This window comes from Stenotrophomonas sp. STEN083 (assembly GCF_056759195.1).
The window spans coordinates 63,361-84,746 of sequence record NZ_JBRRCU010000010.1 but is presented as its reverse complement, the minus strand read 5'-3'; the positions used below and the strand labels follow the sequence as shown (position 1 = coordinate 84,746).

Here is a 21,386-nt window from a genome sequence, read left to right as displayed (position 1 = left end):
GCCCCCCCCCCCCCCCCCCCCGCCCCCCCCCCCCCCCCCCCCCCCCCCCCCCCCCCCCCCCCCCCCCAATACATTACGGTGGGCAGGAAACGCCGCCCCCGCCCCCGCGGCGGCAAACCGGGGGGGGGGGCAGCGGTGATCGTTGCTGTTGCATGCGAGCGGGTGCTGGATCTGCGTGGAGCAGCTGGCTTTGCGACTGTTCTTTTTTGCGTCCCGCGCTTGTCATTCTCTGGGCTGAAACTGGTGCAAACGCACAGGCGTTGATCGGTCGAAATTGTGCGGTTGCAGCATGAATGCGACAGCGTAGCGACAGGTCCAACTGCCTTAACGGCGTTATCATCTGCCGTCCTTCTTGCCCATTAGCGCTCACAACTCGATGTCCAACGAAGATTTCAAGCAGGCCGCCCTCGAATATCACCGGATGTCGCCTCCAGGCAAGATCAAGGTGGTGGCTACCAAGCCCATGTTGACCCAGCGTGACCTGTCGCTGGCGTATTCGCCGGGTGTGGCCCATGCCTGCGAAGCGATCATGGAAGACCCGGCCATGGCCAGCGAGATGACCGCACGCGGAAATCTGGTTGGTGTGATCACCAACGGCACTGCCGTGCTTGGCCTGGGCAATATCGGCCCGCTGGCCGGCAAGCCGGTGATGGAAGGCAAGGGCGTGCTGTTCCAGAAGTTCGCCGGCATCGACGTGTTCGACATCGAAGTCGACGAGAACGACCCGGACAAGCTGGTCGAGATCATCGCCTCGCTGGAGCCGACCTTCGGCGGCATCAACCTGGAAGACATCAAGGCGCCGGAGTGCTTCATCGTCGAGCGCAAGCTGCGCGAGCGGATGAACATTCCGGTGTTCCATGACGACCAGCACGGCACCGCGATCATCGTCGGCGCGGCGGTCCTCAACGCCATGTGCATCACCGGCAAGAAGATCGAAGAGGTCAAGCTGGCTACCACCGGCATGGGCGCGGCGGGTATCTCCTGCGTCAACATGCTGGTTTCCTTGGGTTTGAAGCCGGAAAACATCCTGGCCTATGACCGCGACGGCGTGATCCACACCGGCCGAACCGACCTGGATCCGGAAAAGGCACGCTACGCCCGCGATACCGACAAGCGCACGCTGGCCGAGATCGTCGACGGCGCTGATATCTTCCTGGGCCTGTCAGCGGGCGGCATCCTCACCAAGGACATGGTCGCCAGCATGGCGCGTGACCCGGTGATCTTTGCCCTAGCCAACCCGTACCCGGAAATCCTGCCGGAAGACGCCAATTCGGTGCGTTCGGACCTGATCATGGGCACTGGCCGTTCGGATTACCCGAACCAGGTCAACAACGCGCTGTGCTTCCCGTACCTGTTCCGCGGTGCGCTGGACGTTGGCGCGACCACCATCAACGAAGAAATGAAGGTTGCCTGCGTGCGCGCGATTGCCGCGCTGGCCCGCAAGGAAGCCTCCGACCTGGGCGCCGCCTACGGCGGTGATGTGCCCAGCTTCGGCCGCGACTACGTGATCCCGCGTCCCTTCGACCGCCGCCTGCTGGTGGAACTGTCCGCCGCCGTGGCCCAGGCCGCGATGGATTCGGGCGTTGCTACCCGCCCGATCGCCGACATGGGCGCCTACCGCGACAAGCTGGCCCAGTTCGTCTACCGCACCAGCTTGTTCATGAAACCGGTCTATGACCGTGCGCGCTCGGACAAGCAGCGCGTGGTCTACGCCGAGGGCGAAGAAGAAGTGGTGCTGCAGGCGGTGCAGAATGTGATCGACGAAGGTGTTGCCTTCCCGATCCTGATCGGCCGTCCAGACGTGATCGAAGCCCGCATCGAGCGGTTGGCGCTGCGCATGCGTGCCGGTGTCGATTTCGAAATCACCAACATCAACGACGACCCGCGCTTCAACGACTACTGGCAGTACTACCACGAGATGACCGGCCGCAAGGGCGTCACCGTGGCAGCCGCCAAGAACCTGATGCGCTCGCGTCCGACCCTGATCGCGGCGGTGATGGTTGCACGTGGTGAGGCCGATGCGATGTTGTCGGGCTTGGTTGGCCGCTTCCACAAGAAGCTGGGTTATGTGCGCAGCGTGATTCCGCTGGAGGCCAAGGTCAGCTCGACCTCGGCGATGACCGGCGTGATCAACAACCAGGGCGTCTTCTTCTTCGTCGACACGCATGTGCAGGAAGACCCAACCGTCGAGCAGATCGTCGAATCGACCTTGCAGGCAGCGTTCCGCATGAAGCTGTTCGGCATCGAGCCGAAGATCGCGCTGCTGTCGCATTCCAACTTTGGCAGCCACGATTCCAAGGACGCGCTGAAGATGCGCCAGGTGCGCGCGGCACTGCTCAAGCGCAATCCGCGTTTGAACGTGGACGGCGAAATGCAGGGCGACACTGCATGGGACGAAGCGCTGCGCGAGAAGTTGCTGCCGAACAGTACGCTGAAGGGCCGTGCCAACCTGTTTGTGCTGCCCAACCTGGAAGCAGCCAATATCGCCTATAACCTGGTGCGCGTGTTCACCAATGGCGTGGCGATCGGCCCGATCCTGATGGGCATGACCAAGCCGGTGCACATCCTCACCAGCAGTGCCAGCTCGCGCCGTGTGCTGAACATGACCGCGATTGCCGCGGTCGATGCGCAGATCCGCAAGCAGATGGAAGCCGACCGCGCAGGTTGATTGCCGGCCTGCATGCGTCAAAACAAAGCCGGCCTTGTGCCGGCTTTGCTTTTGCGGCTGATGCGGGAACTGCCGGTCATTTTGTAGGAACGGTGTTAGCCGCGAAGCAGACGCCCCGTCAGATGCAAGGGTTGCCTTGATACCCGGAATGCCAGCTTCGCGGGTTGCACCGCTCCCACAAGCAGTGGCATGTGTTTCGGACGGGCGGCGCCGATTGAATACTCGGTCGCCGCCGCAAATCAGAACTGTGGGATCTTCTGCGCCTCCACTATCTGCAACACCAGCTTGCGGGTGGCGGCGCGGCAGGACCTGTATGCCAACAACAACCTGCGCTCCGATGGGTCATCCACCAACTCCGCGTTCTCGCTGGGTATGGCAGCAGAGATTGCATCCAGTTCACCTCGTCCCGTTGCCAGCCACTCAAATGAAACATCCGTCACCAAAGCAATGGTGATCAAACGCATCGTGCTGGGCGATATTCCCGTCGGACTTTCCCAGTTTCCCACCGCGCTACGGCTTACTTTCAGTTGGCCTGCCAACTCCGCCTGCGTCATCCTCATTTTTCTCCGCGCTTTGCGGATGCGGATTCCCAGATGGTCATGCATAAATTTCTCATCGAGCGTTGACCATGAGAGCCGACTAAAAGCCTAAGCCATTGCGAGCTTGCGCAGTCGGCAAAGACTTATTGTCAATGTTCATTACGTCCGTGGATTATCGGAACGAAACTCGTCATCGATATTGACGACTTTTGCCAATGTAAATTGCACCCTCTGCTCACGGGGCTCGATGCCGTTAGGCTGCGCCGGAAGCGGTAGTTGGTGACGAATGGCCGTTGGTATAACGCTGACGAATTGATGAGTTCTTTTCTTAAGCGTTGAGCTGTTGGTGTACGCGTGGCGAAAACCGAATCGAATGAAAAACTGCGTGTTGTCGATCATCGCTGGTGGTCATGGATGGAATTGAAGCGGTCCGTAAAACTGTGCCTATATTCAGTAGGTACATTCACGTTTTTTGTTGTCGTTGCGATGGCATTTGCCATCCGCGGCGGCAACGAGGCTGCCGTGGTGGTTGGTCGGCTGGTCCCGGTACAGGGAATGGCAACGGTGCTGGCGCCGGTGGGTGGTGTTGTACGTTGGCTGGACGCTGATGACGGCAAGCGTGTGGTCGAGGGCGACGCGCTTGCCCTGGTAGCCGCACCGCGCGCGATGCCCGAACTCGGGGACGCCAATCTGGCGCTGGAACATGGCCTGCAGCAAAAGGAAATCAGCTTCGTATTGGCGCGCGACGCGTTGACAGAACAGTTGGCGGCACAGGCCACAGGTCTGCGTGAGCAGATGCAGGCGGCACGCGCAGAGGCGCAGCAAATCGCACTGGAGGTCGCCACGCGGCGCGAGCAGATTCGGGTCGCAGGCGACGTGTTGACGCGACGGCGAGGGTTTGAATCGGCCTCCGCCGCGGGTCTTGCCGCTGCGGAACAGCAGGAAGCGCTGGTGCTGGAATACACCGCGCAGTTGCAATCGCTGCGTCGGCAGCAGGCTGCGACGCAGCGCTTGATCGCGCAACTGAAACAAGCCAAGCAGGAACTTCCTGGACGGCAGATGGCCAACGATGCCGCCTATGCGGAGCATCTGGCACAGTTGCGCCTGGATCAGGTCGAGAATGAGGCCAGTGCTGCGTTGCTGGTGAAAGCGCCGGTAGATGGTGTGGTGGTCGCACGGATGGTCAAGCCGGGGCAGTCGGTGCAGTTGGGTCAGCCGCTGCTCAGCGTGTTGCCCGGCGATGGCCGGCTGGAGGCGGAGCTGATGGTGCCGGGGCGCGCGATCGGGACGATGGCCCCTGGGGATCGGGTCGTACTGCGTTATCAGGCCTTTCCGCATCAGAAGTTCGGCACGCAGCATGGCACCATTGCGCACATCAGTCGCACTGCGGTGGATAGTGAGGAGGCCAGCTTCGCGCCGGAGCTGCCGGCAATGAAGGAGGCCTTCTATCGCGTCACCGTCGAGTTGGCCGCCCAGGCCATTGTGGCCCACGGCCGCTTGGAGCCGCTCAAGCCCGGGATGCTGCTGGATGCGCAGCTTTACGGTGAGCGTGAACCGCTGAGTGATCGTTTACTGCAGCCTATGTATTCGTTCGGAGGCTGGTTGGGCGGGCGTTGAGCGGTGATGCTGCTCTAGCTGGTTGGATGTGGCTGGATGCTGGCATGGTGGTTAGCGCACCGCGGAATCTCCCGCTTTTGCGATGATGCGTGTTGTTGCTCGGCTTCCCTTGGTGCGACCTGGGAATGCGGGGCGTATGGGTTCGCATGTTGATAGCAACTACCGAGAACTGGATTCCGATGATGAAGCTTTATTGTTGCGCTTGGGCGGTGGCGCTTTCGCTGGCGCTGTCGCCAATGGCACAGGCAAAGCCGGCCGCCGCTGGCTTGCCTGGCAATGTGCAGGCCGGTCCCTGCGTCGAAGGTGTCTGTGAGTACCGCTTGCAGAATGGCCTGCGCGTGCTGCTGTTTGCCGATGCGAGCAAACCAACCGTTACCGTCAATCTGGTCTACGGCGTTGGCTCGCTGCATGAAAACTACGGCGAAACCGGCATGGCACATCTGCTTGAGCACTTGATGTTCAAGGGCACGCCCAAGCATCCGGATATCCCCGCTGAGATGCAGCAGCGCGGGGTCAGCAAGAACGCGACCACCTCGCTGGATCGCACCAATTACTTCGCCTCGTTCCCGGCCAATGACGACACCTTGGACTGGCTGCTGGGGCTGGAAGCAGACCGGATGCTCAACTCCAAGGTGGCCAAGGCCGACCTGGACAGCGAGATGACGGTTGTCCGCAACGAGATGGAGGCAGGTGACAACAACCCCTATGGCGTGCTGATGAAGCGCATGCGGTCGGTGGCCTTTGATTGGCACAACTACGCCAACATGCCGATCGGTGCGCGCTCGGACGTGGAGAACGTGCCGATCGAAAATCTGCAGGCCTTCTACCGGACCTGGTATCAGCCGGACAACGCATTGCTGATCATCGCTGGCCGCATCGACAGCGAGCAGGTGCTGGCGCGGGTTGCTGCACATTTCGTACCGTTGAAAAGACCCGCGCGGACCATGCCCGTATTCCACACCGTGGAACCAGTGCAGGACGGTGAGCGCGAAGTAAGCGTGCGCCGTAGCAGCGATCTGTCCTTGGTTGCTGCCAGCTACCACGTTCCAGCGCTGGCGCAGGCTGACAGCGCGCCGCTGGCAGTGTTGGGTAACGTGCTCGGCGACAACCCCAACGGGCGCCTGTACAAAGCGTTGATGGCAACCAAGCTGGCGGCATTTGCCGGCGCCAGTAGTGAAACCCTGCATGATCCGGGTTTGTTCACCCTGCTGTCGGCGGTACCCAAGGACGGAGACCCGGACAAGACAGCGGCCGAGTTGTTGAAGCAGGCTGAAGCGATCGCTGCGACACCGGTCACCGAAGCGGAAGTGAATGCCGCCAAGCAGCGCATCGGCAACGCGGTTGAAAAGCGCGCCAGCGATGTCAACGCAATGGCGATGGCCTTGTCCGAATACCAAGCCGCAGGTGATTGGCGCTTGCTGTTTGTGCAGCGTGACGCGATCGAGGGAGTGACTGCTGCCGATGTGAACCGTGTCGCAGCGGCCTATCTGAAGCCGCAGAACCGTACCTTGGGCCGCTTCGTACCTACCGCCGCGCCGGACCGCGCGGTGATTCCGGTCGCGCCGCCAATTGCGACGCTGGTGGATGGCTACAAAGGCCGCGCCGCGGTCAGCGCAGGTGAGGCGTTTGATCCAAGCGTGGAGAACATCGCGGCGCGTACCGAGAGTTTTGTCATAGGCGATGGCTTGCGGGTTTCATTGCTGCCCAAGCGTAATCGCGGGCAGACGGTGACGTTCACAGCCACGTTCCGGTTTGCTGACGAGCAGGCCATCACTGGCCGTAGTGAAGCTGGTAGCTGGGTTGGGCCAATGCTGATGATGGGAAGCCAGCGCCTGGATCGTGCTCAGATCGCTGCCCGCTTCGATGCGCTCGGCACCCGGGCGCAAGTAAATGGTGGAATGCAAGCCGCCAGCATTGGCCTCAGCGGCAAGCGCGAGACCTTGGCCGAAGCCCTGCGGCTGGCCGCCGACGTGCTGCGCCACCCGGCATTCCCGCAGGCCGAGTTCGAGCAGTTGCGGCTGCAGGCGGTCACCGGGCTGGAGTTCCAGCGCAAGGAGCCGGGTACCTTGGCGTCGCTGGCGCTGAGCCAGTATTTCGATCCGTGGCCGGTCGGGCACCCGCTGCACGTGCAGTCGATCGATGAGTCGCTGGCGCGGGTGAAGGCAGTCAAGCTGGAGGACGTGCGTGCCTATCATCAGGACTTCTACGGCACAGCGGTGGGTGAGATCGCGGTGGTGGGCGATTTTGATCCGGTGGCAATGAAGGCGGAGTTGCAGGCCCTGTTCGCCGACTGGAAGTCGCCCAAGGCCTATGCGCCGATCAGCACCCATTACCGCGATGTCGCTGCAACGAACGAGCGTTTCGCTACCCCGGACAAGCCCAATGCGGTGCTGCTGGCGCGGCAGAACATCTCGATCAATCTGGCCGATGCGGACTTTCCTGCGTTGAACATCGCCGTTGGCATCCTCGGTGGTGATCCGCTCAAGGCGCGTCTGGCCGAACGCATCCGCCAGAAGGACGGCCTGAGTTACAACGTTGGTGCCGGGCTGAGTGCCGACGAAAGTCGCATAGGCCGTGATGACAATGGCAACCTGACTATCCAGGCCATCGCAGCGCCGGAAAACATGGGCAAGCTGGAGGCCGCACTGCGAGAGGAGCTGGCTCGGTTGGTTGCCGACGGCATCAGCGTGGCGGAGCTGCGCAGTGCAGTGGCTGAAAAGAAGGTGGCGCGTGAGCAGTCACGGGCGGCCGATGGTGCCATCGCCGGATTGTTGAGCGACCACCTTTACTACGGCCGCGACATGACCTTTGAGGCGCAGCGTGATGCCGCCTACCAGGCGCTGACGGTGGAGCAGGTCAATGCTGCCATCCGCAAACACCTCAAGCCCGAGCGGCTGAGCGTGTTTGCCGCCGGTGACTTCAAGTAACAGCGGCTTCAAGCACCGGGCATCGGGGCGGTCAGCTGCCGCCCCGTTGCTGAGAGCAATCGACTGCTCAGCGTTGGTGGCGGGCCGCAGCGGCTGTTGTGACCGGCAGGGGCGCTGCCCGCTCAGCTCAGGCCGAACCCGGGAGCAGGGCAGGGGAGGGCTGCCCCTGTCACCGCGGGTCGTAACCGGCTTTTTGCTGCCCGCGCTGCATTGACGCGGCCGCATCGGTCCGGCGCTGCTAGAATTGCGCGGACCTGGTTTTTTTGTGAATGACGCCATGAGCCATACCGCCACCGCGCCCGCCAACGCCGAGAAGCGTTACACCGTGCACCGCGCTGACCTGCCGCTGAGCTGCCCGACGCCGGAAATGGCGCTGTGGAACTCGCACCCGCGGGTTTACCTACCGATCGAGAACGAACCCAATGGCGAGGCTGCCTGCCCGTATTGCGGTTCGGTATTCGTACTGGCCGACTGATCGCTGACCGATGCGCCGTTTGACGGTGGTGCAGTTGCTGCCGGCGCTGCATTCCGGCGGCGTCGAGCGTTCAACTGTGGAAATTGCTGCGGCACTGGTGGCTGCCGGTCACCGGGCCATTGTCGTGTCCGCGGGCGGGCGCCTGCTGCAGCCGCTGTTGGACAGCGGTGCTGAGCATCTGACCCTGGATATCGGCCGCAAGTCGCTGCTGACCCTGCGTCACGTGGCGTCGCTGCGGCGTCTGTTCAGCGAAACCAGCGCCGACATCGTGCACGCACGTTCGCGTCTGCCGGCCTGGCTGGGCTGGTATGCGCTGCGTGGCATGCCAGCGAGCCAGCGTCCGCACTGGATGACCACCATGCACGGGCTGAACTCGCCTGGTCGCTACAGCGGCATCATGGCCAGTGGTGAACGGGTTATCTGCGTATCGCAGACCGTGCGTGACTATCTGCTTGAGCACTACCGGCAGACCGACCCCGCCAAGTTGCGGGTAATACCTCGCGGCGTGGACGTGGCCCAGTTTCCGCGCGTGGAGCGTAGCGACCGCCGCCCACGTCTAGCCGTGGGCGCGCAACATCCGCAACTGACTGGGACGGCGCCGTTGTTGCTGCTGCCGGGGCGTGGGACGCGGCTCAAAGGGCATGCGCATGCCGTGCAGCTGCTGGCAGCCTTGCAACGCGAAGGCCAGCTGGCGGTGTTGTGGATGCCAGGCGTCCGTGAGCCCGGCCGCGAAGCCTATGTGCGCGAGCTGGAACAGCTGGCGCAGACGCTGGGCGTAGCCGATCAAGTCGTGCTGAGTGAACCCACCAATCGTATTGCCGAGGCTTACGCTGCCAGCGATTTGGTGCTGCAGTTGTCGGACAAGCCGGAAGCATTCGGCCGCACCGTGTTGGAAGCGCTGTCGGTGGGTCGCCCGGTAGTTGGATGGAACCATGGAGGGGTGGGCGAGTTGCTCAGCCAGCTGCAACCATCCGGTGCTGTCGTACACGCTGACCAGCAGCAGTTGACGCAAAGCGTGCTGCAGTTGCTGCAGAACCCACCGTCGCTTCCACGACGAATTCCCTATACGTTGCAGTCCATGCAGCGTGCGACCCTGGATGTCTATGCAGAACTCGGTAACTGATCAGTCTTATGTAGCGACGCCACGGCAGGCGGGCTGGTGGGCGCCGATCTGGGTGGTCACGTACGTCGCCTTGTTGCCCTTGCCTGGCATCGCCGAGTCGGTGCTGGTGCTGGGCGCCTTGTTCACCGTGCTGCGCTTGTTGCTGTTGCGGTTGAAAGAGGGTGACGGCATCCGCAGCCTGTTGGGCGTGCCAGCCTTGGCACTGACAAGCGTCCTGTTCTGTGCGTACTGGCTGCCGCAGCTTGGCTCGGCGGTAGGCGCGGAGGATCCGGGCAAAGTCTGGAGCAAGGTCGCCGCTGGGCTGCGCTACCTGCCTTTCATGTGGCTGGTGGCGATAGCGGTAGGTACAAGCCAGCGACGCAACACCACCTTTACGGGCCTGGCAGTGGTCACCGCGCTATGGACGCTTGATGCACTGCTGCAGGCGGGTATTGGAACCAGCCCTTTGTTCTGGGGCCTGGATCAGCTCAAATGGCTGAGTAGTGGGCACGGCCTGTGCACTGTGCAGGAAGTTGCCGCGGCCGATCGCCTGCCCGGCATCTTCGGGCCATGCAATCTGAAATTCGGGCAGGTGCTGGCCAGTCTGTCGCCATTCCTGCTGTTTTTTATCGGCGCACGCTTTGGGCGTTGGGGCTGGTTGCTGAGCGCCGCTGCAGTCGGCGTGGTGCTGGTGCTTGCCGGTTCACGCGCTTCGCTGATTACCTATGCGCTGGTCCTGCTGATTTCCGGTTGGCGTCTGCTGGGGGCCAAATGGATGCTGCTGGTGATGTTGGCTGGTGTTGTCGGCATTGGTGCATTGGCAGCGGGTTCGGCGCAGGTGCGTGAGCGTTTTGCGCGTACCGCGATGGCGTTCAACGGAGGCGCGAGCGGCGTCAATGAGGCACTGTCCGGGCGTAGTCAGATCTGGTCCGCAGCGCTGTGCATGGTGCGCGAGCACCCGATCAATGGCGTTGGTGCGCGCGGTTTCCGTGATGCCTATCCAGGCTGCAATCCGGACCCGGGCCAAAATCCTGTCTGGGGCGAAGGCCCGGCCCTGCACGCCCACCAGGTCGTGCTGGAGATCCTCGCCGAGACCGGTGTGCTTGGGCTGCTGCTGTGGATTGCCGGCGCAGCGATGGCGCTGCGCGCCTGGATCTACTCGGGTCCGCAGGCGCGTGATCGGGCGCGTCCTGCGGCGCTGGCCTTGGCGGTAACGGTATTCCCACTCAATACCCACCTGGCGTTCTATTCCGCCTTCTGGGGTGGGCTGACGGTGCTGCTGGCGGCGCTGTACGCCGGCGCCCTGCTGGCCGAGCCAAACGAGCGCAACAACTGAGCCGGCAGCCGCTTCAGTCGTAGAAGTGACTGCGGCCTTCGGGCTGCCGTTTGAAGCGGCGGTGGATCCACAGATACTGCGAAGGCGCTTCGCGCACCATCTGTTCGATGGACGCGTTGACCTGGGCGGTATCTGCAACCGCGTCGTCGGTGGGGAAATCGGGTAGGGGCGGTGCGATCTTCAGCACATAGCCACTGCCTTCGCGCCGATGGAAGTAGGGCACCACGGCACAACCGGTCATCCGCGCGAACTGGTGGGTGGCGGTGATGGTGGAGGCCTGCATGCCAAAGAACGGCACGAACACCGAATCCTTGCCGCGCATGTCCTGATCCGGTGCATACCAGAGAAAGCCGCCTTTTTTCAGATGACGCACGGTGGCGCGGATGTCTTCGTTGGCAAACATCGCGCAGGCGTACTTCAGCCGGCCGCTCTTCACCGCCCATTCCATTACCGGATTGCGGTACTTGCGGTACATGCCCGCCAGCGGCACGTGGTCGCAGAGCAGGCGGCCGCACATTTCAAGGGTCATGAAGTGGCCTGACACCAGCAGCACGCCGCGGCCTTCGGCCTGCAGTGCCTTGAGATGCTCCAGCCCTTCCCATTCCACCTGCGGGCGGATCACGTCGATCTTGCCCCACCAGGCGCGGGCAAATTCAAATATCCCAACACCGAGTGCGTCGAAGCTGTCGCGCAGCAGGCGTTGCCGCCAGGCCTCGTCCTGCTCCGGGAAGCACAGTTTGAGGTTGACCTCGGCGGCATGGCGGCGGCTGCGGGCCAGATGCAGGGCCAGCCAGCCAATGCCGCGGCCGAGGGCGCGTTGCAGCGTCCATGGCAGGCGCGCGGCAATGAAGGCGATGCCAAGCCAGGCAAAGGTGGGCCAATGACGTGGCTGCAGCAGCGAGGGCCGGGTGGCGGTGGAGGGTGAATCGGACATGGGTCGATTCTAAGCCACGCGAGTGACCGCAGGAGCACGGCAGGGTTTGCTGGAGTGGGTGGGGATGTGGAGGCTTGGGGGCGGGGCTCTGGAGGCGAAGGCGAACAAGCAAGGGCAAATGCAAAGGCACCCCTCGTCAATCCTCCCCCGCGCGGCGCGCAGAGGGAAGGAGGGCAAGCAAGGGCAGCCTTCCTGGATCCTCCGCTGCGCTGTGCGGCAAGGGGGAGGCGAAGCGAAGGCGGCGCGGCAGCTCGGTTGGCAGCCCTTCGTTTCACGCAGTTCCGGCGTTCTCCCGTATCCTTCGCCGATGCGTAAGGATCCAATCGAATTTTTGCTGCGCGGCATCTATTCCGTCGTGCTCTATCTGTTGCTGCCCATCACTGTGTACCACTTGGTGTGGCGCGGGTTCCGCGTGCGCGAGTATTTCCAGCGCTGGGACGAGCGATATGCCTCCTACCCGGAAAGTGGTGGCCAGCCGCGGGTCTGGTTGCACGCGGTGTCGGTGGGCGAGGTCAACGCGGCCGCGCCGCTGGTCAATGCCTTGCGTGCGCAGCGGCCGGATATCCGTTGGATCATCACCACCATCACACCGACCGGTTCGCAGCGGGTGCGCGCGCTGTGGGGCGATGCGGTCGATCATGTGTATCTGCCCTATGACGTGCCCGGCAGCGTCAGCCGTTTTCTGGGCCACTTCCAGCCCAGCCTGGCGCTGATTCTGGAGACCGAGTTGTGGCCGAACATGTTGTTCGGTTGCCGCGATCGCGGCGTTCCGGTTTACATCCTCAATGCCCGCCTGTCGGCGCGATCGCTTAAGGGCTACCGGGCGTTGAAGGCGCTGGTGGGGCGTGCGCTGCGCACGGTCACGTGTGTGGCTGCGCAGTCGCAGGCCGATGCTGACCGCTTCATCGAGCTGGGGGCAATGCCCGAGCAGGTCCAGGCCTTGGGCAATCTGAAGTTCGATATCCATCCGCCGGACCCGACATTGCTGCTGCAGGCGTTCCACCAGCACGTGGCGGCGACGCGACCGATCTGGATTGCCGCCAGCACCCACGAAGGCGAAGAACAGGCGGTGATCGAAATCCATGCGCGCTTGTTGCAGCAGCATCCGGATGCCTTGCTGCTGTGGGCACCGCGTCACCCCGAGCGCTTTGCCAAGGTCGAAGCCTTGGCGCGCGAGCCGGGCTGGCGCGTGGCGACGCGCAAGGCGCAGCAATGGCCGGGTGCGGATGCGGCGGTATTCGTGATCGACACGCTGGGTGAGTTGATGGCGTTCTATGCCTGCGCACAGGTGGCATTCGTCGGCGGCAGTCTGCAGGCCATCGGTGGTCACAATCTGCTGGAGCCGGCGGCGATGGGTACGGCGGCGGTTACCGGGCCGCACCTGCACAACTTCGCCGAGATCTCGCGACGGATGGAAGAGGCTGGTGCAGTGTGCATCTGTGCTGATGCGAACGAGGTGGGTGCGGCCGTGTCGCGTCTATTGCAGGACGAAGCCGAGCGCGGGCGCATGGTGCAGGCCGGACGCGCGCTGGTCGCCAATGGCCGTGGCGCGCTGGAGCATACGATTGCATTGATCACGCCGCAGTTGCCGCCTCCTAGTGAGTCCGCTGCGTAGCTGCTTACCCGGTGCAATGGTGCTGGCGACTGTCTGTGGGAGCGGCGTCAGCCGCCAAGCTGACGTTGCTGAAGCCCTTGGTTCCTGTGCCATCTGATGATGCCCCTGCTTCGCGGCTTGCACCGCTCCCACAAATGAGCAGTGTCGGGGGATGGCAAGGGTATGCCCAGTGGGGCCAAGGGGCTTCCGCGCAGAGCCGGAAAGATCTGCATAGCTCTGTTTCCTGTGGCGCTACGCCTGGCTGGACTACTCTGCCGGCGGCGATATTGAAGGGTGCCGCTACCGAGGATTTTGTGTCCGGAGTGTTGCCACGCCATGTCCGGAATCTTTGCCGGATCATGATTTCGCTGCAGTTTCGCAGCGATCTAGGAGAATTTGCGATGTCTATGAACATTTCCCCAAAGCTGCTGGTAGTCGGTGTCCTGGCTACGGCCTTGGGCGCTTTCTCTGCTCCCGCGTCTGCTTCATACGGGTATGTGACGGCTCAGGGTGTGGGCGCTACCTATGCAGCGGCGGTCTCCGATGCAAACCAGATGGCGGGCATTGCCTGCGCGCGACTAGGGGGGAACCTGATCAGCAGTTTTGTAACGTTCTCCTATCAATACCCGGTCGGTGGATGGACCCTTTCGCTTGCTGGGACGTGCTTCATCTATCCATAAAAAACGGGCCCCAAGGGGCCCGTTTTTTGTAGCTACCTATTACTGCGGATTGCTTTACAGCTTTGAGCTCGCATCCACCGTCAGCAGGCGGTTGATGTCCTGGATTTCGTTGATTTCAAGATCACCAACGGCCTGGCTCAGCTGCAGGCGGGACTGCAGGAAGTTGTAACGGGATTGCGCGTAGTCCACCTGGGCGCGGAACAGGGTCTTCTGGTTTTGCACCACGTCCAGCACGGTACGGGTACCGACTTCCAGGCCAACCTGCGAGGCATCGTAGGCGCTCTGTGCCGAAACCACGGCCAGGCGACGCGCTTCCACTTCGCTGATACCGGCAACCAGAGCCTGGTAGGCATTGCGGGTGTTGCGGTCGAGGGCACGCTTCTGTTGCTCGAAGGTGTCCTGAGCGATATCGCGACGGGCCAGCGCCTGGCGCACGCCGGACTGGGTGGCGCCACCGGCAAAGATCGGCACGTTCAGGGTCAGGCCGATCGAGTTGGTAGTGGCATCCGGGACTGCAGTGCCACTGCCGGTGCTGTCACCCCAGCGGGCGTTCTTGCCCCAGCTGCCGCCCAACGACAAGGTCGGGTAGTGGCCGCCGCGTGCAGCAGACACATTGGACTCGGCAGCGCTGACCTGCAGTTCCTGCGACTTCAGCGCCGGGTTGCGTGAGACCGCATCGGCGACCAGCTGGTCAACGTTGCCGCGGTTAGCCGGCACTTCCGGGCGGAAGTCGGCCGGCAGGCCGCGCAAGTCGCGTACCGGCTGGCCGGTCAGTTCGGTCAACGCCTGGTAGGCGTCTTCCAGAGCATTGCGGGCCAGGATGGTATCGGCACGGGCCTGGTCGTACTGGGCGCGCGCTTCGTGCACGTCGGTGATCGGTGCCAGACCCACTTCCAGACGCTTGTCGGCGTAGTCGAACTGCTTCTTGGCAGCGGCTTCATTGGTTTCGGCAGCGGTCAGCGATTCAATGCCGACCAGCACATTGAAATAGGTGGCCGCGGTACGCACTACCAGTTCGTCGTTGGCCGAGTCGAGGTCGAAATCGGCAGCTTTGCTGACGTCGCGCTGTGCACGCAGGTTGGCGAACTGGCTCCAGTTGAACAGGGTCTGGCTGCCGTTGATGCCGTAGCTGCGGCTCTTGGAGGTCGAGCTGCCGCTGATGTCGTCGTAGCTGGTGCGGGTACGGTTCAAGGAAGCCTCACCGCCGATCTGCGGCAGCAACGCGGCACGTGCCTGCACCTGGCCTTCCTTGTTGATCAGGCGCGTGGATTCAGCCGCAGCCAGCTGCGTGTCACCGTTGCGGGCCATTTCGTAGACCTGCAACAGGTCGGCGGCATGGGAAGTCAGCGGAGTGAGAGCGACTGCCAGCGCAAGGGTGAGGGATCGGCGGATCATTGCGGCTTCCTTGGACGGTTTTAGAGTTGGAATTGCGGTGCGGGCGCAGCGCCCTGCAGATAATCAAGATCGGTTTCGAACAGCGAGGCAATGCTGCCGTCGGCCTGGACCAGCACCGCTTCCATCACCGGCGAGACGCCGCGGATGGCAAACAGGCGGCCGCCGCTGCGCAGCAGCTTCAGCAGTTCCACTGGAACGGTTTCTACCGCACCGGTGATGCAGATGGCGTCGAACTGACGCTGGCTCTGCCAATTCAGGCCGTCGGCCACTTCAATGCGGACATTGCTGCCCAGCTTGGCGGCGTCCAGGTTCTGGCGGGCACGCTCGGCCAGCTCCGGCTGGATTTCCAGGCTCAGCACTTCGCGGGCCAGTTCGCCCATGCAGGCGCTCAGGAAGCCGCTACCGGTGCCGATTTCCAGCACTTCGTCGGTCGGCTGCAGATCCAGCGCCTGCAAGGTACGGCCTTCGATGACCGGCTTCATCATCTTCTGGCCATGACCCAGCGGCAGCTCGATATCGGCATAGGCCAGGGCACGGTGCGATTCGGCGACAAACGCCTCGCGCGGCAGGCGGGCCAGCACGTCCAGCACGCGGACTTCCAGCACATCCCAGGGCCGGATCTGCTGTTCAACCATCATTTCGCGGACGTGGGAGTAATCGATCGTCATGGGAAGCTCATCATTCCAGCGCAGTGGGCCGGCCATTTTACCGGTTACCAGACACAAAGTACGGGCCCAACATTGCGGCGAGGGCCGCGTTGGACGCAGTGCCGGAAGTCATTCGCACCTCCGGTTCATTCAGCTTGCTGGCGCGGGGCGTAGGCCCGGAGGAAGAAATCAACGCTGGCGGCAATATGCACGTCGGCGTTGAGCTGATCCGGGGCGGCGCACAGGCCACACATCATATGCGCATGGACTTCGCCTTTGATCAGGCAGAAGAACTGTCGCGAGGCCAAGGCCAGGTCGTCAATGGCCAGCTGGCCGCGGGCAACGCGGGCACCGAGGAACTCAGCCAAGGCGGTTTCGGTACGGGCCGGGCCTGCCTGCCAGAACATCTGCCGGACCCGGTCGTCGGTGTCCGGGGTCATCATCATGCGCTGGGTGGCGATGGCCGCATCGCTGCTGATCAGGGTGAAAAAGGCATGACCAATGCCCAGCAGCTGGCCGCGCAGCGGTGCCTCGTTATCAGTGACAAACAACTCGTCCGGCATCATTTCCACGCACTTGGCCTGGATCGCCTCGCTGAACAAGGTGTCCTTGTCGCCGAAATGGCTGTAGACCGTGAGTTTGGAGACGCCGGCACGGGCAGCGATTTCGTCCATGCTGACGCCGTTGAAACCCTGCTCGATGAACAGCTCCTTGGCCGCGTCCAGGATGGCCGCGCGCTTGCCCAGGTCCTTGGGGCGACCCGGACCTGAGCTGCGTGGCGCCGCTGCGGCGGACGCTGGGGAGGGTTTTTTCGGTGACATCAGGTAATACTAGACCAGCTGGTTCGATATTTATACTATACCGACGCGTTTAGTAATGGCGGTGAAACCCCGCCATCTCTCTCCCCTTGCGTTCGCGACCCTACTTATGAACACCCTGCGCTGGATTGGTTGTTGCCTGTTCTTGCCCTTGCTTGTTGCCTGCGGCAAGCCCGAAACCGCCGCTGTACCCGCCGTGCCCGTGCTGGTGGAGCACCCGTCCGGCAATGGCGGGATGGCAATCAGTGCCTATCCCGGCGAGGTACGGGCCCGCGAGGAAACCGCGCTGTCGTTCCGCGTTGGCGGCAAGCTGCTGCGACGTGAGGTCGATGCCGGCCAGCGGGTGAACAAGGGCCAGCTGCTGGCCGAGCTCGATGTGGCCGACTACAACCTGCAGGCGCGTGCGGCGCAGGCCCAGTTCGCCGCCGCCGAGGCGGATCTGGTGCGCGCGCGCGATGAGCACAAGCGTTATCAGGCGCTGGCCAGCCAGCAGTTGGTCAGCCAGTCGGCGTTGGACGCGCAGACCGCTGCGCTGAAGGCCGCCCAAGCCCAGGCCGATGCTGCGCGAGCCAATCTCGATGTCGCCCGCAACCAGTCCGGCTACGCTCAGCTGCATGCACCGGAAGGCGGCATGATCGCCACCCGTGAAGCCGAAGCCGGGCAGGTAGTCGCTGCCGGCCAGACCATCTATACGATGGCCGCCGATGGTGCGCGCGAAGTTGCCATTGCGCTGCCGGAAAGTGCCATCCGTGATTTCAGCGTGGGCCAGGAGGTCGAGGTCGAGCTGTGGAACCAGGAGGGCAAGCGGCTGTCGGGCAACATCCGCGAGATCGCTGCGGCGGCTGATCCGCAGGCGCGTACCTATGCTGCGCGGGTCAGCCTGGCGGCCGATGCGCTGGAGGCCGTTGAACTGGGCCAGAGCGCGCGCGTATTCGCCGCCCACGGCAAGAACGGTGTGATGAGTGTGCCGCTGGCTGCAGTGCAGGCTGGCAAGCAGCCACAGCAGGCCAGCGTATGGGTTGTGAACCCGGCCGATGGCAAGCTGCAGGCGCGCGCGGTGACGCTGGGTGCCTATGGCCCGGAAAGCGTGCCGGTGCTATCGGGTTTGAAGGCTGAAGACTGGGTGGTTGCCGCTGGCGGCCATCTGCTGCGCGAGGGCCAGCCGGTGACGGCCGTGGATCGCAGCAACCGGCCCATCGAACTTGGCGCACCGAAGAAGGCTGCGTCGGAGGGCTCGCGATGAGCCTGTCGAAATCTTATATGTGCGACACCTTCGCCCTTCCCCCGGCGGGGGAAGGGAACGGGATGGGGGCTGACGCTCGCGGCACTGCCGAGCGGCGCTGGATCCGCGCTGAAAAGGGGAGTGAGGCGTGAAACGCTTCAACCTCTCCGAATGGGCGCTCGCTAACCGCCCGCTGGTGTTGTTCATGATGATCGCCATGGCGATCATCGGTGCCTGGTCGTACAAGCACCTTGGGCAGTCGGAAGATCCGCCGTTCACCTTCAAGGCGATGGTGGTGCAGACCATGTGGCCCGGCGCCACCGCCGAGCAGGTGTCCAAGCAGGTCACCGAGCCGATCGAAAAAGCGCTGATGAACACCGGCGAGTTCGAATTCATCCAGGCCTATTCGCGCCCGGGTGAGTCGCAGGTGATCTTCATGGCGCGCGATTCGATGCCGTCCAAGGACGTGCCCGAGCTGTTCTACCAGGTGCGCAAGAAGGTTGGCGACATCCATTCGCAGTTGCCGGCCGAAGTGATCGGGCCGTTCTTCAACGACGAGTTCGGCGACACCTTCGGCAACATCTATGCGTTGACCGGCAAGGGCTTCGACTATGCGCTGATGCGCGACTACGCCGATCGTATCCAGCTGCAGCTGCAGCGCGTGGATGACGTGGGCAAGGTCGATCTGCTCGGCCTGCAGGACGAGAAGGTGTGGATCCAGCTGTCCAATACCAAGCTGGCCACGCTGGGCGTGTCGATGCAGCAGGTACAGCAGGCCTTGGCGCAGCAGAACGCGATTGCGCCGGCCAGCTGGTTCGAGACCCCGACTGATCGCGTGCAGCTGCGCGTGACCGGTCAGTTCACCTCGGTCGAAGACATCCGTAACTTCCCCATCCAGGCCGGTGATCGCACCGTGCGTCTGGGCGATATCGCGGAAGTGAAACGCGGCTTCGCCGATCCGGCCTCGGCCAAGATGCGCTTCATGGGCGAGGACGCCATCGGTATTGCGGTGGCGATGAAGAGCGGCGGCGACATCCTCAAACTGGGCAAGACCCTGGACAGCGAGTTCGAGCAACTGCAGAAGACGCTGCCGGCCGGCATGCAGCTGCGCAAGGTCTCCGACCAGCCGCATGCAGTGAAGGAATCGGTGGGTGAGTTCGTCAAGGTGCTGACCGAAGCAGTCGTGATCGTGCTGCTGGTGAGCTTCTTCTCGCTGGGTTGGCGCACCGGCCTGGTGGTGGCGGTGTCGATCCCACTGGTGCTGGCGATGACCTTCTTCGTCATGCATCAATTGGACATCGGCCTGCACAAGATCTCGCTCGGCGCCCTGGTGCTGGCGCTGGGTCTACTCGTGGATGACGCGATCATCGCGGTGGAGATGATGGCCACCAAGATGGAGCAGGGCTATGACCGCCTGCGCGCGGCCAGCTTTGCCTGGACATCCACCGCCTTCCCGATGCTGACCGGCACCTTGATCACTGCGGCTGGCTTCCTGCCGATTGCCACGGCCGCATCCAGCACCGGCGAGTACACGCGTTCGCTGTTCCAGGTGGTGACCATCGCCCTGGTGGTGTCGTGGATCGCTGCGGTGCTGTTCATTCCGTATCTTGGCGACAAGATGCTGCCGGACCTGCACAACCCGCAGCCGCCCAGGCCGGGTAGCATCGCCGGCCGTTGGCGCGCCATGCGCCTGCGTTGGGCCGACCGCAACCCGGCACTGGCCAACGTGATCAAGCCCAAGGAACTGGCGCACGACCACGACCCGTACAAGAGCGCGTTCTACCAGCGCTTCCGCGGCTTCCTGGATGCCTGCCTGCGCCGTCGCTGGCTGGTGATCCTGGCCACGGCGGGCTTGTTCGTGTTCTCGCTGGTGATCTTCCGCTTCGTGCCGCAGCAGTTCTTCCCGGATTCAACCCGGCCGGAATTGATGGTGGATATCGAATTGGCCGAAGGCGCATCGCTGACCGCCACCCAGGCGCAGGCGCAGAAGTTCGAAGCGCTGATCAAGGGGCACAAGGGCGTGGCCAATTTCGTCGGCTACGTCGGCAACGGTTCGCCGCGTTTCTACCTGCCCTTGGACCAGCAACTGCCGGCCACCAACTTCGCCCAGTACGTGGTGCTGGCCGAAGACACCAAGGCACGCGAACAGCTGCGTGATTGGCTGTTGAAAGAAGTGGTGCCGAAGTTCGGTGACGTGCAGCTGCGCGTGACCCGCTTGGAGAACGGCCCGCCGGTTGGTTACCCGGTGCAGTTCCGCATCTCCGGCGAGCATATCGAGCGGGTGCAGGCGATTGCCGCGCAGGTGCAGGAGAAGGTGCGGCAGAACCCGCATACCACCAACGTCAACCTCAACTGGAGCGAGCCGAGCAAGGTAGTGCGCTTGGTCGTGGACCAGGACCGTGCCCGCGTACTGGGCGTTAGCAGCGCGCAGCTGGCGCAGTTCCTGACCAGTTCGCTGTCGGGCATGAGCGTGAGCACTTACCGCGAAGGCAACCGCCAGATCGGCATGCTGCTGCGCGGCCCGGATGACGAACGTGCGCGCCTGGACATGCTGGGCAGCCTGGCCATCCCGACTGCAAGCGGCAAATCGGTGTCGCTGTCACAGGTGGCCAAGCTGGAGTACGCCTTCGAGGACGGCATCATCTGGCACCGCGACCGCTTGCCGACCGTCACCGTGCGTGCCGATATCGGCGACAGCATGCTACCGGTGGGCGTGGTCGAGCAGATCGTGCCGACCCTGGAAGAGATCCGCGCCGCCATGCCCAGCGGCTACCTGCTGGAAACCGGCGGCACCGTGGAGGACTCCGCACGCGGCCAGGATTCGATCAAGGCCGGCATGCCGTTGTTCCTGGTGGTGGTGGCGACCTTGCTGATGGTGCAGCTGCGCAGCTTCTCGCGGGCGGCGATGGTGTTCATCACCGCACCGCTGGGCATCATCGGCGCGACCTGGTTCCTGCTGCTGTTCCAGGCCCCGTTCGGTTTCGTGGCGATGCTGGGCACGATCGCCCTGGCCGGCATGATCATGCGCAACTCGGTGATCCTGATCGATCAGATCCAGCAGGACATCGACGCCGGCCACGACCGCTGGCACGCCATCATCGATGCCACCGTGCGCCGCTTCCGGCCGATCGTGCTGACCGCACTGGCGGCGGTGCTGGCGATGATCCCGCTGTCGCGCAGTGCCTTCTACGGCTCGATGGCGATCTCGATCATGGGCGGACTGATCGTTGGTACGGTGCTGACCCTGGTGTTCCTGCCGGCGCTGTATGCGGCCTGGTTCCGGGTGCGCCCGGACGAGGCCAGTCACTGAGGGAGCAACTGTGATCCGTCGCCGCCACGGCTGGCTTTTGCGCCTGCCGTAAGAAACGGCGACGGATTTCACGATTGAAGTGGTAGATTGGCGCGTCGACGGGGGAGTCGGCGCGACCTGCG

General features: G+C 63.4%; 16 protein-coding genes. 10 read left to right on the top strand and 6 right to left on the bottom strand.

The window, feature by feature from the left end; genetic code table 11:
* Positions 1 to 376 precede the first annotated feature (376 nt).
* Positions 377 to 2,668, top strand: coding sequence for an NADP-dependent malic enzyme (locus ACVOK8_RS05400; RefSeq protein ID WP_481565932.1), 2,292 nt, complete (start codon positions 377 to 379; stop codon positions 2,666 to 2,668).
* 239 nt (positions 2,669 to 2,907) lie between these two features.
* Here the strand turns inward: ACVOK8_RS05400 and ACVOK8_RS05395 are convergent, their stop codons facing one another.
* Positions 2,908 to 3,273, bottom strand: a complete 366-nt coding sequence (locus tag ACVOK8_RS05395) for a helix-turn-helix transcriptional regulator (protein ID WP_481516379.1) — start codon at positions 3,271 to 3,273, stop codon at positions 2,908 to 2,910.
* Between the two features lie 93 nt (positions 3,274 to 3,366).
* Positions 3,367 to 3,606 carry a hypothetical protein gene (locus tag ACVOK8_RS05390; RefSeq protein ID WP_481565931.1) on the bottom strand — a complete coding sequence of 80 codons (240 nt, stop codon included), beginning with the start codon at positions 3,604 to 3,606 and terminating at the stop codon, positions 3,367 to 3,369.
* 87 nt (positions 3,607 to 3,693) lie between these two features.
* Here ACVOK8_RS05390 and ACVOK8_RS05385 point away from each other — a divergent pair, with 87 nt between their 5' ends.
* The 5 genes from ACVOK8_RS05385 to ACVOK8_RS05365 all read left to right on the top strand — a co-directional run bounded on the left by ACVOK8_RS05385 (position 3,694) and on the right by ACVOK8_RS05365 (position 10,664).
* Positions 3,694 to 4,824 carry an HlyD family secretion protein gene (locus ACVOK8_RS05385; protein WP_481565930.1) on the top strand — a complete coding sequence of 377 codons (1,131 nt, stop codon included), beginning with the start codon at positions 3,694 to 3,696 and terminating at the stop codon, positions 4,822 to 4,824.
* 182 nt (positions 4,825 to 5,006) lie between these two features.
* Entirely contained in the window at positions 5,007 to 7,751 is a 2,745-nt protein-coding gene (locus tag ACVOK8_RS05380) for a M16 family metallopeptidase (protein WP_481565929.1), read from the top strand.
* Between the two features lie 277 nt (positions 7,752 to 8,028).
* On the top strand, positions 8,029 to 8,226 hold the full coding sequence (locus ACVOK8_RS05375) for a zinc-finger domain-containing protein (RefSeq protein ID WP_282267169.1): 198 nt from the start codon (positions 8,029 to 8,031) through the stop codon (positions 8,224 to 8,226).
* A 10-nt stretch (positions 8,227 to 8,236) separates the two neighbouring features.
* A complete protein-coding gene (locus tag ACVOK8_RS05370) occupies positions 8,237 to 9,349 on the top strand; it encodes a glycosyltransferase (RefSeq protein ID WP_481565928.1) in 1,113 nt (370 codons plus the stop codon).
* Positions 9,330 to 10,664: an O-antigen ligase family protein gene (locus ACVOK8_RS05365; RefSeq protein WP_481565934.1), complete on the top strand. Its 1,335-nt coding sequence runs from the start codon at positions 9,330 to 9,332 to the stop codon at positions 10,662 to 10,664. Before ACVOK8_RS05370 ends, ACVOK8_RS05365 begins: the two co-directional genes overlap by 20 nt.
* Before the next feature lie 13 nt (positions 10,665 to 10,677).
* On the opposite strand, the gene ACVOK8_RS05360 is transcribed toward ACVOK8_RS05365, so the two are convergent.
* Complete coding sequence (locus ACVOK8_RS05360) at positions 10,678 to 11,598, bottom strand: LpxL/LpxP family Kdo(2)-lipid IV(A) lauroyl/palmitoleoyl acyltransferase (protein WP_481565927.1); 921 nt, start codon at positions 11,596 to 11,598, stop codon at positions 10,678 to 10,680.
* Positions 11,599 to 11,905: 307 nt separating this feature from the next.
* Between ACVOK8_RS05360 and waaA the strand changes: the two genes are divergently transcribed.
* Positions 11,906 to 13,213 (top strand): lipid IV(A) 3-deoxy-D-manno-octulosonic acid transferase, encoded by a 1,308-nt coding sequence (gene waaA / locus ACVOK8_RS05355; protein WP_481565926.1) that lies wholly within the window; start codon positions 11,906 to 11,908, stop codon positions 13,211 to 13,213.
* 338 nt (positions 13,214 to 13,551) lie between these two features.
* On the top strand, positions 13,552 to 13,872 hold the full coding sequence (locus tag ACVOK8_RS05350) for a hypothetical protein (protein ID WP_481565925.1): 321 nt from the start codon (positions 13,552 to 13,554) through the stop codon (positions 13,870 to 13,872).
* 54 nt (positions 13,873 to 13,926) lie between these two features.
* Here ACVOK8_RS05350 and ACVOK8_RS05345 read toward each other — a convergent pair whose 3' ends face one another.
* From ACVOK8_RS05345 to ACVOK8_RS05335, 3 genes are all read right to left on the bottom strand, one after another.
* On the bottom strand, positions 13,927 to 15,267 hold the full coding sequence (locus ACVOK8_RS05345) for a TolC family outer membrane protein (RefSeq protein WP_481565924.1): 1,341 nt from the start codon (positions 15,265 to 15,267) through the stop codon (positions 13,927 to 13,929).
* Between the two features lie 20 nt (positions 15,268 to 15,287).
* Entirely contained in the window at positions 15,288 to 15,935 is a 648-nt protein-coding gene (locus ACVOK8_RS05340) for a protein-L-isoaspartate O-methyltransferase family protein (RefSeq protein ID WP_481565923.1), read from the bottom strand.
* Between the two features lie 125 nt (positions 15,936 to 16,060).
* On the bottom strand, positions 16,061 to 16,735 hold the full coding sequence (locus tag ACVOK8_RS05335) for a TetR/AcrR family transcriptional regulator (RefSeq protein WP_481565922.1): 675 nt from the start codon (positions 16,733 to 16,735) through the stop codon (positions 16,061 to 16,063).
* A 106-nt stretch (positions 16,736 to 16,841) separates the two neighbouring features.
* Between ACVOK8_RS05335 and ACVOK8_RS05330 the strand changes: the two genes are divergently transcribed.
* Both ACVOK8_RS05330 and ACVOK8_RS05325 read left to right on the top strand, forming a co-directional pair.
* On the top strand, positions 16,842 to 17,975 hold the full coding sequence (locus ACVOK8_RS05330) for an efflux RND transporter periplasmic adaptor subunit (protein WP_481565921.1): 1,134 nt from the start codon (positions 16,842 to 16,844) through the stop codon (positions 17,973 to 17,975).
* A 127-nt stretch (positions 17,976 to 18,102) separates the two neighbouring features.
* Positions 18,103 to 21,264, top strand: a complete 3,162-nt coding sequence (locus ACVOK8_RS05325; RefSeq protein WP_481565920.1) for an efflux RND transporter permease subunit — start codon at positions 18,103 to 18,105, stop codon at positions 21,262 to 21,264.
* The last annotated feature ends 122 nt before the right edge of the window (positions 21,265 to 21,386 follow it).

Bases quoted from the DNA above. Each gene is read 5' to 3' on its own strand.
- ACVOK8_RS05400 (WP_481565932.1), top strand. From the start codon at position 377: ATGTCCAACGAAGATTTCAAGCAGGCCGCCCTCGAATATCACCGGATG.
- ACVOK8_RS05395 (WP_481516379.1), bottom strand. From the start codon at position 3,273: ATGCATGACCATCTGGGAATCCGCATCCGCAAAGCGCGGAGAAAAATG.
- ACVOK8_RS05390 (WP_481565931.1), bottom strand. From the start codon at position 3,606: ATGATCGACAACACGCAGTTTTTCATTCGATTCGGTTTTCGCCACGCG.
- ACVOK8_RS05385 (WP_481565930.1), top strand. From the start codon at position 3,694: ATGGCATTTGCCATCCGCGGCGGCAACGAGGCTGCCGTGGTGGTTGGT.
- ACVOK8_RS05380 (WP_481565929.1), top strand. From the start codon at position 5,007: ATGAAGCTTTATTGTTGCGCTTGGGCGGTGGCGCTTTCGCTGGCGCTG.
- ACVOK8_RS05375 (WP_282267169.1), top strand. From the start codon at position 8,029: ATGAGCCATACCGCCACCGCGCCCGCCAACGCCGAGAAGCGTTACACC.
- ACVOK8_RS05370 (WP_481565928.1), top strand. From the start codon at position 8,237: ATGCGCCGTTTGACGGTGGTGCAGTTGCTGCCGGCGCTGCATTCCGGC.
- ACVOK8_RS05365 (WP_481565934.1), top strand. From the start codon at position 9,330: ATGCAGAACTCGGTAACTGATCAGTCTTATGTAGCGACGCCACGGCAG.
- ACVOK8_RS05360 (WP_481565927.1), bottom strand. From the start codon at position 11,598: ATGTCCGATTCACCCTCCACCGCCACCCGGCCCTCGCTGCTGCAGCCA.
- waaA (WP_481565926.1), top strand. From the start codon at position 11,906: ATGCGTAAGGATCCAATCGAATTTTTGCTGCGCGGCATCTATTCCGTC.
- ACVOK8_RS05350 (WP_481565925.1), top strand. From the start codon at position 13,552: ATGATTTCGCTGCAGTTTCGCAGCGATCTAGGAGAATTTGCGATGTCT.
- ACVOK8_RS05345 (WP_481565924.1), bottom strand. From the start codon at position 15,267: ATGATCCGCCGATCCCTCACCCTTGCGCTGGCAGTCGCTCTCACTCCG.
- ACVOK8_RS05340 (WP_481565923.1), bottom strand. From the start codon at position 15,935: ATGACGATCGATTACTCCCACGTCCGCGAAATGATGGTTGAACAGCAG.
- ACVOK8_RS05335 (WP_481565922.1), bottom strand. From the start codon at position 16,735: ATGTCACCGAAAAAACCCTCCCCAGCGTCCGCCGCAGCGGCGCCACGC.
- ACVOK8_RS05330 (WP_481565921.1), top strand. From the start codon at position 16,842: ATGAACACCCTGCGCTGGATTGGTTGTTGCCTGTTCTTGCCCTTGCTT.